This window comes from Fibrobacter sp., from assembly GCF_045131395.1.
Taxonomy (GTDB): domain Bacteria; phylum Fibrobacterota; class Fibrobacteria; order Fibrobacterales; family Fibrobacteraceae; genus Fibrobacter.
Genome location: NZ_JBGUQY010000036.1, coordinates 22835 through 37881, shown reverse-complemented (window position 1 = coordinate 37881; position 15047 = coordinate 22835). Strand labels below are relative to the sequence as shown.

At 50.0% G+C, this 15047-nt stretch carries 12 protein-coding genes, 2 tRNA genes and 1 other RNA gene; 3 read left to right on the top strand and 12 right to left on the bottom strand.

All coding sequences use genetic code 11. From position 1 onward, the window contains the following. Window positions 1-69 precede the first annotated feature (69 nt). The 6 genes from ACJMNB_RS09320 to ACJMNB_RS09295 all read right to left on the bottom strand — a co-directional run bounded on the left by ACJMNB_RS09320 (window position 70) and on the right by ACJMNB_RS09295 (window position 3868). Window positions 70-153 (bottom strand) — tRNA-Leu (locus tag ACJMNB_RS09320). Window positions 154-593: 440 nt separating this feature from the next. Continuing rightward, a complete protein-coding gene (gene murD / locus ACJMNB_RS09315; protein ID WP_405341748.1) occupies window positions 594-1946 on the bottom strand; it encodes a UDP-N-acetylmuramoyl-L-alanine--D-glutamate ligase in 1353 nt (450 codons plus the stop codon). A gap of 58 nt (window positions 1947-2004) precedes the next feature. Next, window positions 2005-2088, bottom strand: a tRNA-Leu gene (locus ACJMNB_RS09310). Window positions 2089-2125: 37 nt separating this feature from the next. Beyond that, window positions 2126-2527 carry a preprotein translocase subunit SecG gene (gene secG / locus ACJMNB_RS09305; protein WP_405341746.1) on the bottom strand — a complete coding sequence of 134 codons (402 nt, stop codon included), beginning with the start codon at window positions 2525-2527 and terminating at the stop codon, window positions 2126-2128. A gap of 36 nt (window positions 2528-2563) precedes the next feature. Next, window positions 2564-3325 carry a triose-phosphate isomerase gene (tpiA, locus tag ACJMNB_RS09300; RefSeq protein ID WP_405341744.1) on the bottom strand — a complete coding sequence of 254 codons (762 nt, stop codon included), beginning with the start codon at window positions 3323-3325 and terminating at the stop codon, window positions 2564-2566. 102 nt (window positions 3326-3427) lie between these two features. Then, complete coding sequence (locus tag ACJMNB_RS09295) at window positions 3428-3868, bottom strand: hypothetical protein (protein WP_405341742.1); 441 nt, start codon at window positions 3866-3868, stop codon at window positions 3428-3430. Between the two features lie 244 nt (window positions 3869-4112). Here ACJMNB_RS09295 and ACJMNB_RS09290 point away from each other — a divergent pair, with 244 nt between their 5' ends. Then, window positions 4113-4925, top strand: coding sequence for a hypothetical protein (locus tag ACJMNB_RS09290; protein WP_405341740.1), 813 nt, complete (start codon window positions 4113-4115; stop codon window positions 4923-4925). Here ACJMNB_RS09290 and ACJMNB_RS09285 read toward each other — a convergent pair. The 4 genes from ACJMNB_RS09285 to ACJMNB_RS09270 form a co-directional block, all read right to left on the bottom strand. Further along, window positions 4845-5630: a hypothetical protein gene (locus tag ACJMNB_RS09285; protein ID WP_405341738.1), complete on the bottom strand. Its 786-nt coding sequence runs from the start codon at window positions 5628-5630 to the stop codon at window positions 4845-4847. The genes ACJMNB_RS09290 and ACJMNB_RS09285 overlap by 81 nt on opposite strands. A gap of 165 nt (window positions 5631-5795) precedes the next feature. Further along, a complete protein-coding gene (gene recA, locus ACJMNB_RS09280) occupies window positions 5796-6896 on the bottom strand; it encodes a recombinase RecA (RefSeq protein ID WP_163438503.1) in 1101 nt (366 codons plus the stop codon). A gap of 40 nt (window positions 6897-6936) precedes the next feature. Next, window positions 6937-7467, bottom strand: coding sequence for a CinA family protein (locus ACJMNB_RS09275; protein WP_405341736.1), 531 nt, complete (start codon window positions 7465-7467; stop codon window positions 6937-6939). A 133-nt stretch (window positions 7468-7600) separates the two neighbouring features. After that, window positions 7601-8170, bottom strand: a complete 570-nt coding sequence (locus tag ACJMNB_RS09270) for a hypothetical protein (RefSeq protein WP_405341734.1) — start codon at window positions 8168-8170, stop codon at window positions 7601-7603. A 142-nt stretch (window positions 8171-8312) separates the two neighbouring features. Here ACJMNB_RS09270 and ACJMNB_RS09265 point away from each other — a divergent pair, with 142 nt between their 5' ends. Then, window positions 8313-9293, top strand: coding sequence for a DUF5683 domain-containing protein (locus tag ACJMNB_RS09265; protein ID WP_405341732.1), 981 nt, complete (start codon window positions 8313-8315; stop codon window positions 9291-9293). Window positions 9294-9335: 42 nt separating this feature from the next. Here ACJMNB_RS09265 and ACJMNB_RS09260 read toward each other — a convergent pair whose 3' ends face one another. Further along, window positions 9336-9953 (bottom strand): histidine phosphatase family protein, encoded by a 618-nt coding sequence (locus tag ACJMNB_RS09260; protein ID WP_405341730.1) that lies wholly within the window; start codon window positions 9951-9953, stop codon window positions 9336-9338. A gap of 41 nt (window positions 9954-9994) precedes the next feature. Then, an RNA gene (gene ffs / locus ACJMNB_RS09255) (signal recognition particle sRNA small type) lies at window positions 9995-10091 on the bottom strand. Window positions 10092-10278: 187 nt separating this feature from the next. Here ffs and ACJMNB_RS09250 point away from each other — a divergent pair. After that, complete coding sequence (locus tag ACJMNB_RS09250) at window positions 10279-14784, top strand: cadherin repeat domain-containing protein (RefSeq protein WP_405341728.1); 4506 nt, start codon at window positions 10279-10281, stop codon at window positions 14782-14784. Window positions 14785-15047: the final 263 nt, after the last annotated feature.

Sequence of the window (15047 nt, the reverse complement as noted above, 5' to 3'; positions counted from 1 at the left end):
CCGCTCGGCTCAAAAAATAGGGGGGAGTATAAAACGAAAAAAGACTCAGTTTTCACTGAGTCTTTCTTCTGCGGTCGGACAGACTTGAACTGTCATGGGATCGCTCCCACTAGCACCTCAAGCTAGCGTGTCTACCAATTCCACCACGACCGCGTGGTCCTTAGCGGAACGACCCAAATTTAGATTAAATCGCTCCGCTTGTAAAGGGGTAAGGGCCTTTTTTTTATAAAAAAAGTGAAAAAAAAGTTCTTTTTAAAAAACAAGTTCTTTTTATATGCGGGAGGGAACCCAGCTCGGAGTTGCGAAGGCCGCACGGTTCCCTCCCTGCACCCTCCCTTTCCTTGGCCGACGCTTTATTATCTACACGTTTCGTCTGCATTTCTCTTCTTATTATTCATCTCGCTACAAGTAAAGCTAAAAATAAAATGCTTCTCCATATTGTCTTCCCGCACGGAGATGCGGGCGGACAGCACTTAGCAACTTGTTGCTTAGTGCGCATGGTCCCCGAATGGTGGAAATCTCCTCTTGTTGTTTGAATAAAAAAGAAAATGCCGCACAGCGTGCGGCATGATTATAAAAGAGATGGTTCTAAATTACAAATCGGCGACGAGCTTGTCGAAGACTTGGCCGCGGACTTTGTAGTTCTTGAACAGCCCGAAGCTTGCGCAGGCGGGGCTCATGATGACGGTGCCGCCTTCGCCGATTTTCAAGCTGTCTGCAAAAGCTTCTTCCAGAGTGGGGAAGATGTTTGCGGTGACTTTGAGCCCGGCCTGCTTCAGCGATTCCAGCATGCGTTCTGCTGTAGCGCCGATGAGCGCGATGCGCTTCAGGTTCGGGCGGTCGTTCACCAGAATCTGCGAGAGCTCGGTGAAGTCTGCATTCTTTTCAGAACCGCCGAGAATCAGCGCGAAGGGGCGCTTCATGCTGGCTGTTGCCGCGATGGTTGCATCGGGGCGAGTGGCGTAGCTGTCGTTGAAGAATTCGATGCCGTTCTTTTCGCCCTTGAATTCCATGCGGAAGGGGAGAGTCTCGTAGCTCTTCAATGCATTGAATGCATCAGCAACCTTGATGCCCAAGGCCTTGCAGGCGAGCGTTGCGGCGGCCATGTTTTCAAGCTGGTAGATGCCGCGCACCTTGCAGTCCGAAAGGAACAGCTTTTCGCCATCAATGGTGAGGGTTGCGCCTTCAATCACGGCGTCACCGTCGCCCGCGCTCGGACCATCCTTCAAGCTAACTGCATACTTTGTCCCAGCGGGGCTTTCTGCTGCAATCTTTGCGGTGGGGGCCGCATCCTTCAGGTACACGCACGTACCGGCACGCTTCTGCCAACGAACCAGGTTGGCTTTCGCGTCCCGGTATTCTTCAACAGTCTTATGCCAGTCGAGGTGCTCCGTGGAAACACGCAGCACCACGCCTACATCCGGCGACAAGGACAATGTCATCAGCTGGAAGCTCGAAAGTTCCAGAATGCTGATTCGGTCTGCCGTTTCCGTTTCGAGCAAGTCCAATGCCGGCACACCGAAGTTGCCGCCAATCTCGTTGTTCACGCCGCACTTGGTCAAAATGTGGCTGATCATGCTCACGGTAGAACCCTTGCCGAGTGTGCCCGTAACGCCGACCACCTTCTTGGATTTAGTTTGTTCTAAAAACAGCTGAATCTGGCTCGTCATCAGGCCGCCATTCATCTGGAACTTGAACAGTTCCGGACTCATGGGGTATACGCCTGCAGAACGCACCACGGTCACGCAGTCCTTAAGGCCGTCCAGGTAGCTTTCGCCGGAACTCACCTTCACGTTCACGCCTGCGGGCACTTGCGGCAAGTTCACCGGATTCTTGTCCATCACCACGATGTCCTTGATGCCGTTACGAACAAGATAATTGAACGTGCTCTGGCCTTCGACGCCAAAGCCCAAGACTCCAACCGGTGCGACTAATGTATTCTGCATATAAAACCTCTTTTATAAAATAAAAATCCGCCCTCGTTCTGAAGGGCGGACTTCGTAATGCGGTCGGACAGACTTGAACTGTCATGGGATCGCTCCCACTAGCACCTCAAGCTAGCGTGTCTACCAATTCCACCACGACCGCAGGCTGTTGACGAGCCTAAGCTGCGCCAAACAAAACCTTATTCAGCAGCCGGAGCAGCGGGAGCTTCTGTAGCCGGAGCCACGTCAGCAGCGGGAGCTGCCGGAGCAGCAAAGTCCGTCGGCAGAGCCGGAGCGGGAGCCTGCTGTTGAGCTGCGTTTTCGCGGGTAGCCTTCTGCATCGAAGATTCTTCTACAGCCTGGTCCTGCTTGGCAGTGATGAGGCCGAGGGCGAATACCACGATAAAGAAGATCACGGCCACGACACGGGTCAACTTCTGGATGAAAGTCGCGGCACCTGCGGTAGAGAAGGCAGACTGGGAAGTCATGCCGCCGAGACCTGCGAGACCGCCCATCTTGTCGTTCTGAACCAGGACGAGCAACATGAGGAAGAGGCACAGGAACACGTGGAGGACGATACCAATCCAAAAGAGAGTTGTCATAGTCGTTTTACCTTGAGTTTAAAGTTTTACCGGAAATTACTTGGCTTCTGCAGCGGCGATGATTTCCATGAAGGTGTTGGCCTTGAGACCTGCACCACCGATAAGACCGCCGTCGATGTCCTTCTGAGCGAGGAGGCCGGCAGCGTTGGCGCCCTTCATAGAGCCACCGTACTGGATGCGCATGCCTTCGGCAACAGCTTCGCCGTAGATGCCCTTAACAACAGAGCGGACGAAAGCCTGGGTGTCCTGAGCCTGTTCGTCGGTAGCGGTAACGCCAGTACCGATTGCCCAAACCGGTTCGTAAGCGAGAACGCACTTGGCAGCGTCTTCAGCAGAAACGCCTTCGAAAGCGCCCTTCACCTGGGTGGAGAGAACTTCTTCGAGCTTGCCACCGTTGCGCTGGTCGAGGGTTTCGCCAATGCAGATGATCGGCTTCAGGCCGGCTTCGAGAGTCTTCTTGACCTTGAGGTTCACAGTTTCTTCAGTTTCGTGGAAGTACTGGCGCTGTTCGGAGTGGCCGATGATGATGTATTCGGCACCGATTTCCTTGACCATGTCCACAGAAACCTTACCGGTGTATGCGCCCTGGTCCTTCCAGTGGATGTCCTGGATGGCGAGCTTCACGTTGGAACCCTTGATGACGTCGGCGACCTTAGCGGCGGCGAGGTAAGTCGGGGCGATGACCACTTCGGTCTTCTTCACGTCCTTGACGGCTTCCACGATATCCTTAGCGAGCTGAATGGATTCGCTAACGGTCTTGTTCATCTTCCAGTTACCAGCGATGATATACTGACGCATAATTAACTCCTTGAGAGGTTTAAAATTTAACGCGCCTAAATTTAGTAAAAAAAGACCGCCCCCGGTAGTCCGAGGGCGTATCTTTTCGCATAAAACTGCTTATTAGTAGTTAGAAGAGTGCTTGGAAGTCGGAGCCGGAGAACCACCGTAGCGGTCGCCTTCGATCTTTTCCAAGATCCATTCTTCTTCGTAGCCCTTCAAGCGAGCCTGGTCGGGGTGCTTCCAGAAGAGGCGGGTAATGAGTTCGCCTTCGCGGGTATAGTATTCCCACACGCTCTGCTTTTCGGTAGTTCTTTCGTGATCAGGGGGGCCCCACAAGAGGTTCACCATATCATTGGTCATGCCTTCTTCGATATAGCCTTGCTTGAACACGTCCTTCAGGCGCTTGTCGATACCCATGCTTTCCTTGACGGCAAAGTATTCGCGTTCGTATTCGTTGCGACCTTCGCCGCGTTCGATCAGGATGGGGGAGGAATAGCGGTTTGAGCAGGCCCAGAACATCAGGGCGCTTATGCCAAGCACGCAAATATGAGAGAGCTTCATAGTGACTCCTATAAATTAATGCCTACAAAATAAGAATTTATGGCGCAAATGGGGAAAATATTTTAAATTTTATTCCGAAATGACTTATTTTAAGAAATTATTGGCCTTTTCTATAATTTTTTTTACTTGTAACGTCGCGTCTTTTGCCGATGGTTTCAATGAAAATGCAAATTTTGGATTCCGCTATGGACCCAACCTCTCTTGGAGCGTCCTAGGGAACACGCCGTTCGTGTGGGGGCAGTGGTTGCCCCAGGCCACCGGCATGCTGCATTACACCTGGCTCGAACCTCTCGATGAACTGGCTTACGGCGAACGCCTGGAAAGCCTGCCCTCTTACTTGCGCATGGACGCCGCTATCGAAGTCTCGCCGTTCTATGCGGGCTACTTGGCCGGCATCGGTGTTCGCCCTTTCAAGACCAATCCGCAAATCGAAGCGAACGTTGTCTACGAAAGCTATCTCTACATGCGCTCGAACCTGGAAATGGTGACCGCCGAAGTGGAGGGCGAGGGCCGTATTGCCAAAAGCTGGAATGCGGACTATGTGGTGGACAATATCTATAAGGACGAAGCGGCCTTTGATTACACCCAGTTGATTGATATGGCCTTCAACTTGAGCTATTCCTTGCCCAAGGGTTCCATTCTCGGAGTAAAGTTCCACTATATATTGATGGATGTCAGTACCGATTTCGAAGGCAAGAGCTACGATTATCGCAGGAATATCCCCGTATTTAACCGCGATTTCTTGCTGGCGCTGGATGCCTACGGCCGAGTCCCCCTGACAGACCATTTTGCAGCCATTTTCGAGTCCAATTTCTACAAGACCGGTTTCTTGCGCGAAAAGAATACGGTCCGAAAGGAATCCCTGGGTTACGGCAAGGCGATGCTGGGTGCCCACTTCTTCTGGAACGAGGGCTTGCAGAATATTATCTTGGAAGTGGGTGGCTGGAGACGTACCGAAGAACGCTTCTACGGCGGATCACTCGCGCAGCAGTTCCTGGTTCAGCTTGAGTATCAGGGGTATTTTTCTTTCCCCTTTCACAGGAATTTTTCTAAATAAATCCGGCAGTGGCGGTTTCGGCTTGCCCTCGACGCTGTTCTTGAGCGGGTCGGCTTGCAGTGCTTGAATGGTGTAGGCGGAACGGATCCAGAGTTCGCCGCTGTATTTTTCGCTTTCCAGCTTTACAAGGGTCGGCAGCATTTCGCCGGAGTAGTTTTTCCACTGGCGGATCCAGAAGTTGCGCTTTTCTTTGCGGGCTCCGTTCATTGTCACCTTGGATGGCTGCGGCAGGCTGTCTGCCACGAGGTTCCACCAGGCCATGGAGAAGGCGGTCGAAAGAATATTGGGCTTCTGGATGCTGGAATCCCTGCACAGGAACTGGCCGTTGGCCAAAAGTTCCATGTCATCGAGTTTCAGCGGTGTTTCGCCGATGTTTTCTTTCAGGTGGTGGGTACCCAACTGGCGCTTGACCTTGATATCGGGGAATTCCATGTAGCGGTATTCGCCTGCGGTCACGAAGTTGAATTTCGGAACGTCCGGCTGGTTCACGAAAAAGGTATCAAGCGCTTCGGGGTGGTGTCTCCATTCCACATCGAGACTCACTCGGGACATCTTCTCGTTTACGAAGAAGCCTTCGATGTTTACCACCATGGGGCTGTTCAATAAGAAATGGGGGCAGGAAGTCTGTGACAAGGCGGCGGAGCACGCAAGCGTAAGGAATGTCGCTGCTGTCCGGAGTGTTGCCTTCATAGATTCTGCCTTCATGGTATGGAATATAGAAAATTCACAACAAAGGAAAACCCCGACCCATCCCAATGGCTAAAGGATAGGCCAGGGTTTGTTGCTCTTCAGGAAGAAAATGTTTGATGAAGTCATCCTGGAGCTGTAAGCTCCAGGACTCATACATTCTAAGTTGAACTTGAATAGGTTTTATGCGTCCTCTTCGACGCTTACGCTTTCACTGTCGTCAGCTTCGATGGCGTCACCTTCGTTCAGCTTGAACAGTTCCACGTCCTTCATGCTTTCGCGGATTTTCTGCTCGATTTCGTTGCAGAGTTCCACGTTGTCCTTCAGGAACAGGCGGGTGTTTTCACGACCCTGGCCAATACGTTCGTTGTTGTAGCTGAACCAGGAACCGCTCTTCTGGATGATGTCCAGTTCGGTAGCGAGGTCAAGAATAGAGGCTTCGCGGGAAATGCCGCAACCGTAAAGGATGTCGAATTCGCACTGGGTGAAGGGCGCTGCCACCTTGTTCTTTACCACCTTCACGCGGGTACGGTTACCGATGACTTCTTCGCCGTCCTTGATAGCGGCAATGCGGCGGATGTCGATACGCTGGGTAGCGTAGAACTTCAGGGCGTTACCGCCGGTGGTGGTTTCGGGGTTGCCGAACATCACGCCGATCTTCATACGCAGCTGGTTGATGAACAGCATGCAGGTGTTGGACTTCGAAAGGATGCCGGTGAGCTTACGCAGGGCCTGGCTCATGAGGCGGGCCTGCAGACCCACATGGTTGTCGCCCATTTCGCCGTTGATTTCGGCTTGGGGCACGAGGGCTGCCACGGAGTCAATGACGATGATGTCGATGGCGCCGGAACGGACGAGGGTTTCGGCGATGTCCAGGGCCTGTTCACCGGTGTCCGGCTGAGAAACCAGGAGGGATTCGATGTCCACGCCGAGCTTGCGGGCGTAGACTGCGTCAAAAGCGTGTTCTGCGTCGATGAAGGCCGCCACACCGCCGAGCTTCTGGGCTTCGGCAATGGCGTGCAGGGTCAAGGTCGTCTTACCCGAAGATTCCGGTCCATAAATTTCAATAATACGGCCGCGGGGGAAACCACCCACGCCAAGAGCCATGTCCAGCTGGATACAACCCGTAGGAATGACGGGGATGTCTTCGACAGGCTGCTGGCCTAGAGCCATGATGGAACCTTTACCATAATTCTTCTCGATTTGGGCGATGGCGGCTTCTACTGCCTTGGCCTTGTCTGCGGAAAGGTTGCTAGTCGGGGTGTTTGTTGTTTTCTTAGCCATTTTGGACTCCATTTTGTTTTTTCGTTTTTAAATATAATATTTAGTGTTCACTTGTGCAAGTGCTTTTTTGGTTATTCAGTAAAAAAAGTAGCTTGCCCAATACACTATACACGCTTTTTTCGCGCACTTCGGTGCGGTTTCCTTCGAAAATTTTACAAAAAGCCTCGTTTTGCAAACTATTGGCGACAGCCATCCATACCGTACCGACAGGTTTGCCGGGTTCTGCCCCGGTAGGGCCTGCGATTCCGGAAGTGGCGATTGCCCATTCGCAACCGAACTTCTTGCGGGCGCCTTCGGCCATGGCTTTTACCGTTTCGGCCGAGACTGCACCCTCGTTTTCGAGCACCTGGTGCGGGACGCCGAGCAGGGATTCCTTCACCTCGTTCTGGTAGGCCACAATGCCCCCGGCCAGAATGGCGGAACTTCCCGGAATATCTACAATGTGGCTTGCCACAAGGCCGCCCGTGAGCGATTCGGCAGTGGCCATCATTTCGCCGCGTGCCAAAAGCGCTTTCTGGATCTCTTGTGCAAGTTCCTTGATATTCATTTCGTTGTCCATGTTGTGCGTCATGTCGTTTCCTTTACGTTGTCAAATATACATAAAGTTTGTGTCATATTTTGACAATGGAGTATCTCCGCTAAAAAAAGTAAAAAATTAAACCCCAGGTGTGACCTGGGGTCTTTTAAAAAGATATGAATTGGAACTAGAAATTGACGTAGATACCGGTGCCGGCTGTAATTACAACCTTGTCGTTAAGAGTCGTGTGTTCCAGGTATTTCTTGCCAGTGAGAATACTTCCATGAATATCGAGCGAAACGATATCGTTGAAGGCGATGTTCAAACCGGCATAGGGATTGATTCCTAGTTTGCCCGTGTGGCTTTTCCCCACATTTTTGCCTTCTTCGCTATACTTGCCGACGAGCATGTACAGGTTAAGTCCGACGTACGGGGTTACAATCTGTGAAAATTCAAAGTCCGATTCGATACCCACGTTCAGTTCGTTCGGGGGCGAAACCTTGTCTTCGCCACGAGTTTCGATTCTGTAGCCAAGTTCGGAACCAAGATTCACGAAGCCGAACTTCTCTGAAAATTGAACACCAAAATGGAAGACGAACGGATAATCCGGGTAGTACACTTCTGAGCTGGCAGTAGGAACGGTAACGTCCAAGAAGGCGTTCATGTTCGGCAAGAATTGGTACCTAAACATTGTTTCAAGGTCCCCAGCACCATTGGCGCTGTTTTCCTTCTTGCCATCGTAAAGGTAAAAGAGCACGTTATTGTCTCCTCACCAAAAATGGTGCCCTGAAAATAGAAATTCTATTTGCTGTAGACCGCTGTTTTGGAAATTTTTTTCGCTGTTCATTTTACTATCTTTCCTCCCGATGTTTTTGCGCTCGCTTATTTTATGCTTTGTTTTGACACTGTCTTTTGGGACGGCGGTGTGGGCGCAGGCCGATTCTGTGAAAGTTGATTCTATGGTGGCAGATTCCGTTGTTGCGGCAGACCCTTTGCAAAAAGGGAAGACTGGCATCACCGCTATCGACACGCTCACCGTAAACGAATGGGATATCCCCACCAAGCGCAATTCCCTTGCCATGACCATGCTTTTCGCCATTTTCCCGGGTGGCGGTCAGTACTATACGGAACATTATGTGCGAGGCGGTTTTATCACGGGTATCGAACTTTTGCTTTTGTACGAGGTTACGGCGAACAAGAGCTACCAGCATAAGCGAGTGCTCGAACAGGCCGAACCCTTGCGCGATTCCGTGGCGTTCTATACCGACAGGGTCTTACGCGAGAAAAATCGCGATAGTCTTGCGTACTACCACGAAAAGCGAACCGAATTTATTGGTCGCGTTCACGAAAAGAGCGACAAGAAGATGGAACAGGAAGACTTGCGAAAGGCAGAAACCGCCTGGATGTATGGCCTTTACCTGTACAGCTTCTTTGATGCCTTTGGAATCTGGTACAACAACAACTACCGCAGCGTTGAACTCAAGAGCATGAAGACTGCCTTGCTATGGTCCATTATTCCCGGTTTTGGACAGATGTACAACCGAGAGTTCGGCAAGATGGGCCTATTGTATATGGCGTTCATCGGTTCTGCCACCAGTATCTGGACGTCCCAGAATATGGTGGAATATTACCTGGACCGCAAGCATATCGTAGAACAAGAAAGTACCACTTCCGAAGAATACGAACGCGTCAGTGAGCGCGTGACCTATTACCGCAAGAACCGCAACCAATATATTTGGGCGATTGCCTTACTTTATTTGTATTCCGTGGGTGATGCTGCCGTCGACGCCCTGTTGAGCGACTTTGACAACCCCATGCACTTGGCCGTTTTGCCGCGTCTCGAAGGCGGCGTCCAGGCCCTGATGTCGTTTGATTTCTAAGTCATTCTCGCACAGGCGAGAATCCATACGTTTCTTTAAACGTTATCCAATCTTAAGCGGCTGCATCTGGATACCGTCGTGAATTTTCGTAAAGGTTCCGCGGTAGTGTCCGTTGGCGTCGCGCTTGAATTCGAAGCGGGTCACCATGGCGTAGCTGAATGCGCCTTCTACAAAGTCGGAGTCGGGGAGCCCGCAGGCGAAATGCTGGAGTGCCGCAATCACGCCGGCGTGGGTAATCCACAGGAATTCGCCGTCGTCATCCAGGGTGTCCAGCAGGGACTGCACGCGGCGGTCGATGTCGTAAAAACATTCGCCGTCCTTGAACTTGTAGCCGCGCAGGTCGTGGGCCCAGGCTGCCATTTCTTCGCGGGGGACTTCCGTGAGCTTTTGGCCTTCCCAGGAACCAAAATTCATTTCGATGATCTCGTCGCGCTTTTCCATGGTAAGCCCGGTGGCCTTTTCGGCCTTTTCGGCCAGGCGCAGGCAGCGCTTTAGGGGGCTGGTGTACATGCGCGTGGGTTTTGCGCCTGCTTCCAGCAAAGCCTTCAGTGCTCCGTCGCTTTCGCTTTCAAAAGTAGGGGAGACGTCAAAGTCCAGTCTGCCGTAACAGACGTCATTCGGGTTATATGGTTTCGTATGACGGATCGTCCAAAGAATCATAAAATCTCAACAAAAAAGGCAACCTTGAGGGTTGCAAAAAGAAATCCTAGGCTACCTGAGCACATAAAAATCCGCAAGTCCGTTGCTGCTTTCGCCCTGGCGATTTGCCCGCAAATAGTCATTGCGCAGGGCCTAGGAACCCGCAATTTAGCAATATATCGTGATTTTTGTCAAGATAAAGCGGCTTAAACTGCAAAATTCCATGACTTTGGACATCTAATCCATGAAATTCATCGGGAAATGTGAAAAAAAAGTAACCTATGTAAACAAAATTAATTATTTTTGAGGGTAGGAGCGTAAAACCTGTGGTTGCAGGGGGTAAATCATGAAGAATGTAAAAAAAATGTTAGACAAATTATGGATGATTTTTGCCGTAGTGGGGGTTGCCTCTGCTATGGATATTGCGCCGTTTTACTTTGAAAACGCGTCTGGGCTTGACCCGAAATCCCAAGAAGACGAATGGGACTACCTGATGAAGTATAAAATGTTCGGTGCGAGAGCCATTGATTTTGGAAACGGCTTTATTCGTGTAACGGACTCTACGGGGTGGTTCGGTACTTCTCATGGAAATCTTTATTTTGACAATGGGCTTGATACTGTAGGTGGACCCATTTTGATTGGTGGAGATATTAAGATTAAGATGGGGCCCGAGGTTTTTACTAACGGACCTGTGAATGTGACGGGAAGTATTGTTATTGGTCAGGAAACCAATTTTGCATCTAAGTCTAATGAATTCCATGGACATCAGTGTGTTCAAGGAGATGTTCCTGGTGTGTATGCTTCGCTTATAGGAGACGAGTACAGACATTTTGGTGTTGAAGGAACAGCTTCTGTCAATAGTAATGATGGCTATAAAGATTGCTTTGACACCACTAAAGGACTTAAAGTTCCCGAGGTTAGAAACAATCTCTATATGCCGACATTGAGTAGTGTTCCTACCTATTCCACAGTATTGAATACCCGTGTCACCAATCTTAATACGGGAGTTGTTACTGAGAATTCAAGAGCTGAAACAGCTATTGAAGTCGATAATGGAATCTACGAAATTTATGTTCCTGAAGGCGATTCTAAGGAGCCTTTCGATATTTATCTTGATCACATTACATTGACAAATGATGCGACCCTTTTGTTTAATATGCAAAATGGAGGTCGCCTTACTAGAATTTTCCTGGAGAATGGAATATCTTTTTCGTCGCAAACAAATATTGCTGTTCAATATGATACATTGGACAATGGAACCTATATAAGACAAGATAACGAGGACTATAATGGAACGTTGCTCTTCTATACAACAGAAGACATTATGTTCCCGTCTACCAACCAGAACAGCCATCCGTCACTTCAGGGTTCAATTCTCACGACTGGTACAATTACCATTAAAGACCATATTAAGCTGGCTGGTCAGTTGCTCGCGGATTCTATCTACATAAACTATAATTTTGACGGAAGTAACTTTATCTTCGTTCCGTTTAATCCGGTTACATTGGACTTTGACCCGACGGCCCTTGCCGAAGGCAAGTTCATTGAAAATAACTTGACCGTTCTTGTGCCGATTAAGCTTGATACGCTTTCGTCGGTGGATGTCAGCTTTAAGTATTGCTTTGACATAAAGGATTCCAGCCTTACGGATCCGACGTCCAAGATTGCCTCTATTCAGGACTTTAACAGTATTCCTCACGTTTGTGGGGTCGATACGGGTTCTGTAAAGATCCTGCTGGGCGATACAGTTCCTCGTGGCGTTTATGAGGTTTACATCAACGTCGCTATAGATACTCTCTTCGAAGGACAAGAAACCCTTCCGATGAAGGTGTTTGGTCTGGCTGGGGCCGTGTTGCCGGGTAACAAGCGTCAGGGCTCTTTCCCGCTCCCGATTATCGATGATCCGACTCCGGCATCCCTTAAGAAGATTGTCCTGGATTCCGTTCCTGAAAATTCGCCTGTCGGTACACGTATCGATAGCCTAATTGCAATCCGTGGAGACAAGTTCTGCACGCATTGTAAATTCGCTCTTGTGGACTCTACCGACTATGTGAATGTGTCTGAATCCGGCTTGGTGACTGTTAAGGATAGCTCTATTTTGGACTACGAATCGATTACTGAAATCAAGATTCGTGTATTTGTGATAGATACCTTGTATCAAAAGACTTCTGATACCACGGTTACAATCCCTGTTCTCAATGTGAACGAATCCCCGATTCTTGATGCTCAGGAATTTGATATTGCCGAACATATGCCGCCTAAAACTCGTGTTGATTCTATAAAGTGGAAGGAACATGATTCCATACCTGAATTTAGGCAGGATATTTTTGAAGCAATCGGTGGGGCTACAGATGTGTTCGCTGTTGATTCGACCGGTGTAATCACCACGAAGAAAGAACTGGATTACGAAACCATGGAAACCACTTATATCTTGGTGGTCAAGTTGGTTGACAAGAATAATCCGGCACTCTTCGATATCGACACGATGACGATTCATGTGCACAACGTGAACGAACCGCCGGTTATTACCACCGATACGTTACATGTCACGGAAAATCCCAAGAAGGGGACGGACGTGGGTGTTGTTGAGGCGAAGGATCCTGATGTGGGCGATACCTGGACCTTTACCCTGGTCAAGGATGATAGCGATTGCTTTGAAATGGCTCCGGACGGTTCTGTTACAGTCAAGAAGGACAACTGCCTGGATCGCGAAAAGACTCCGTTTGTTCAGATTACGGTGAAAGTCACGGATGTTGGCGGACTTTCTCATATAAAGAATGTTACCGTCGTGGTGGACGATGTTCCGGGTCCGACGATTGACATTGTCGAAGCCAGCAACGAAGATACGACATGGAAGTATCCCGAAGTCATCTATACGAACAGGGATTCTCTCAATGTATGCTGGGAAGTGAACAAGGTAAGACAGCCTTGCGCCGATACGACCCTTAAACCGGGCATCAACAGAATCTGTAAGGAAGTCTGCGATGTGGACGGCTTCGAGGGTTGCGCCCAGGATTGCTTTACTGCGTACTACAGCGATATTTCGCCGGTGGTTACGGTTTCTGCTGCAAACGATGCCAACTTGGCCAGCAACATCTATACGATTGTAGAACGTCCTGCCGATTCCGATACCAACGTGTATGTCAAGGATACGGTGAGCCGCATTACGGTGACCGTTACAGACAAGGATCCCATTGACGGCGATACCACATACAGCTTTACCATTCCTGTGGACTTGACCAAGAAGGTTGATGTTCCGCAGGCCACTTACGATGCGCTTTCTGCGGTGGCGAACCAGACGGTGGCTCTTGACGTGCTGCACGCCAATACGACAAGCACGCCGATCAATGGCAACAGCGTCTTGAATTCTTACCCGGCGAAGGTTGCCGGCGTGGACGTGACCGTTAGCTACGTCACCGACAACAAGGGCAACGTGGTGAAACAGGCTATTGTAAACGAGAAGGGCAAGATCGACTCCATTGAAGTCATTACCATCTCTTACGAAACGGTGATTGACGGCCAGACGGTGACGATTTCTTACCAGGCTGATGCCGAAACCGGCAAGGCACTCTACGTGGACGGTAATGGCGGCTTTATCGCCTCCAAGAACGCGGACCGCTCCAGCGGAATCTTCAAGGTCTCTTACGACTACGTGGACAAGGCTACGGGTAATTCTGTGGAACTGACCTATGTTGTTGACCGTAAGGGCAACATGGTCAAGAACCCGGATGGCGACCGCGGCTACCAGGTGTCTTACACCTATGTGGACAAGTACGGCAATGCTGCCAAGCAGGCTGTGTTCGTGGTGCTTGACCAGACGCTTCCGGTGGTTGAAATCCTTTCTCCGACCAATAAGCAGGTTATCCACTCCAATTCTGTGACGGTGGAATGGACCATCGACGGCGTAAAGCAGGATACCCTCGTGTTACAGGGACTGGAAAAGGGACCCAACGTAATCGTGCGCTTCTATAAGGATAAGGCTGGCAACGAGGCTTCTGACACCACTTACGTGATTATGAAGGATAGCAAGGATATCGATATCTCTGTGGAACAGCCCGTAACGGTTGTGACCAAGGATAAGGTAGACGAATACTATGCCGTGAATCCGCCTAAGAAGGGCCAGACCTTTGCCGTAAGCATCAGGAACCCCTCTACCGAAGAAGAAGTGGAAACCTTGATCGGTGGCAGCTTCAAGACCCAGAAGGGTAGCGGCGAGGCTCCGTATCCGGGAGTCAAGAGCTCCAAGCATTTGGGCCCGACCCTTGCTCTTGATGTCAAGTTGCCTACCGTAAGCGGCGTTAGTGGCCTGGCCACCCTCGACGACTTGGTTCTTCCGAATGGAAAAATCTCGAATAAGGGTGTCGGTGTTGATACGACGGGCCTTGACGACGATGCCAAGGCTGGCTATAGGGAATATACTGTCGAAGAATACGTATCGGAATTCTGCGAGCCGGGAACCCCTGTTCCCAGTGACCTGAGCCAGTTCAACCTGTACGATATCAAGCTGAAAGCCAGAGTCTGGGTCTATACCTCGCTGGGTAACTATGTGAACGATATCGGCTTTACACAGGAACTGAACGATCCTAGCTTTGCAAATGAAGCCGGCCTGACGCAGATGTTCCTCGAACTGAAACCGGATAACGATGGCTACGTGCATGCAGGGAACAAGAAGCTTATGGCTACCGGTGCCTACGTGTACAAGGTCGATGCGAAGTTGAGCAACCACCTGCGCTGCTCCGTTCCGCCCTTCGACGGCGCCAATGCCAAGGTCGCTGGCGACAACTTCAGTTCCAACGACGAACTGCTGAAACCTTTCGGTTACAAGCGCCCGTCCAACAAGAAGAAAAAGTAGTCCAAATTTCCAAAATTGAAAACGAAAATGCGTGTCTCAGGTCACGCATTTTTGCACTTTTGACAAAATGTGAGTATCTTGTGAATAAATTGGAATAAAAATGAATGCTTTTTCTATATTACTATTGTAATAATTATAAAAGTTTTGTATCTTTTATAATGGTAAAATACAGGGGTGTATTATACACTAAAGCTTTTTAGGAGTTAATTATGTGGTTTGGAAAGAACATAATTGCTAAACTCGGCCTTGTACTGGCCCTGGCG

What these genes read in the sequence shown, in the direction of transcription:
- ACJMNB_RS09250 (WP_405341728.1), top strand. Translation starts at nt 10,279, where the DNA reads ATGAAGAATGTAAAAAAAATGTTAGACAAATTATGGATGATTTTTGCC.
- ACJMNB_RS09285 (WP_405341738.1), bottom strand. Translation starts at nt 5,630, where the DNA reads ATGAAGGCAGAATCTATGAAGGCAACACTCCGGACAGCAGCGACATTC.
- secG (WP_405341746.1), bottom strand. Translation starts at nt 2,527, where the DNA reads ATGACAACTCTCTTTTGGATTGGTATCGTCCTCCACGTGTTCCTGTGC.
- tpiA (WP_405341744.1), bottom strand. Translation starts at nt 3,325, where the DNA reads ATGCGTCAGTATATCATCGCTGGTAACTGGAAGATGAACAAGACCGTT.
- murD (WP_405341748.1), bottom strand. Translation starts at nt 1,946, where the DNA reads ATGCAGAATACATTAGTCGCACCGGTTGGAGTCTTGGGCTTTGGCGTC.
- ACJMNB_RS09275 (WP_405341736.1), bottom strand. Translation starts at nt 7,467, where the DNA reads ATGACGCACAACATGGACAACGAAATGAATATCAAGGAACTTGCACAA.
- ACJMNB_RS09295 (WP_405341742.1), bottom strand. Translation starts at nt 3,868, where the DNA reads ATGAAGCTCTCTCATATTTGCGTGCTTGGCATAAGCGCCCTGATGTTC.
- recA (WP_163438503.1), bottom strand. Translation starts at nt 6,896, where the DNA reads ATGGCTAAGAAAACAACAAACACCCCGACTAGCAACCTTTCCGCAGAC.
- ACJMNB_RS09260 (WP_405341730.1), bottom strand. Translation starts at nt 9,953, where the DNA reads ATGATTCTTTGGACGATCCGTCATACGAAACCATATAACCCGAATGAC.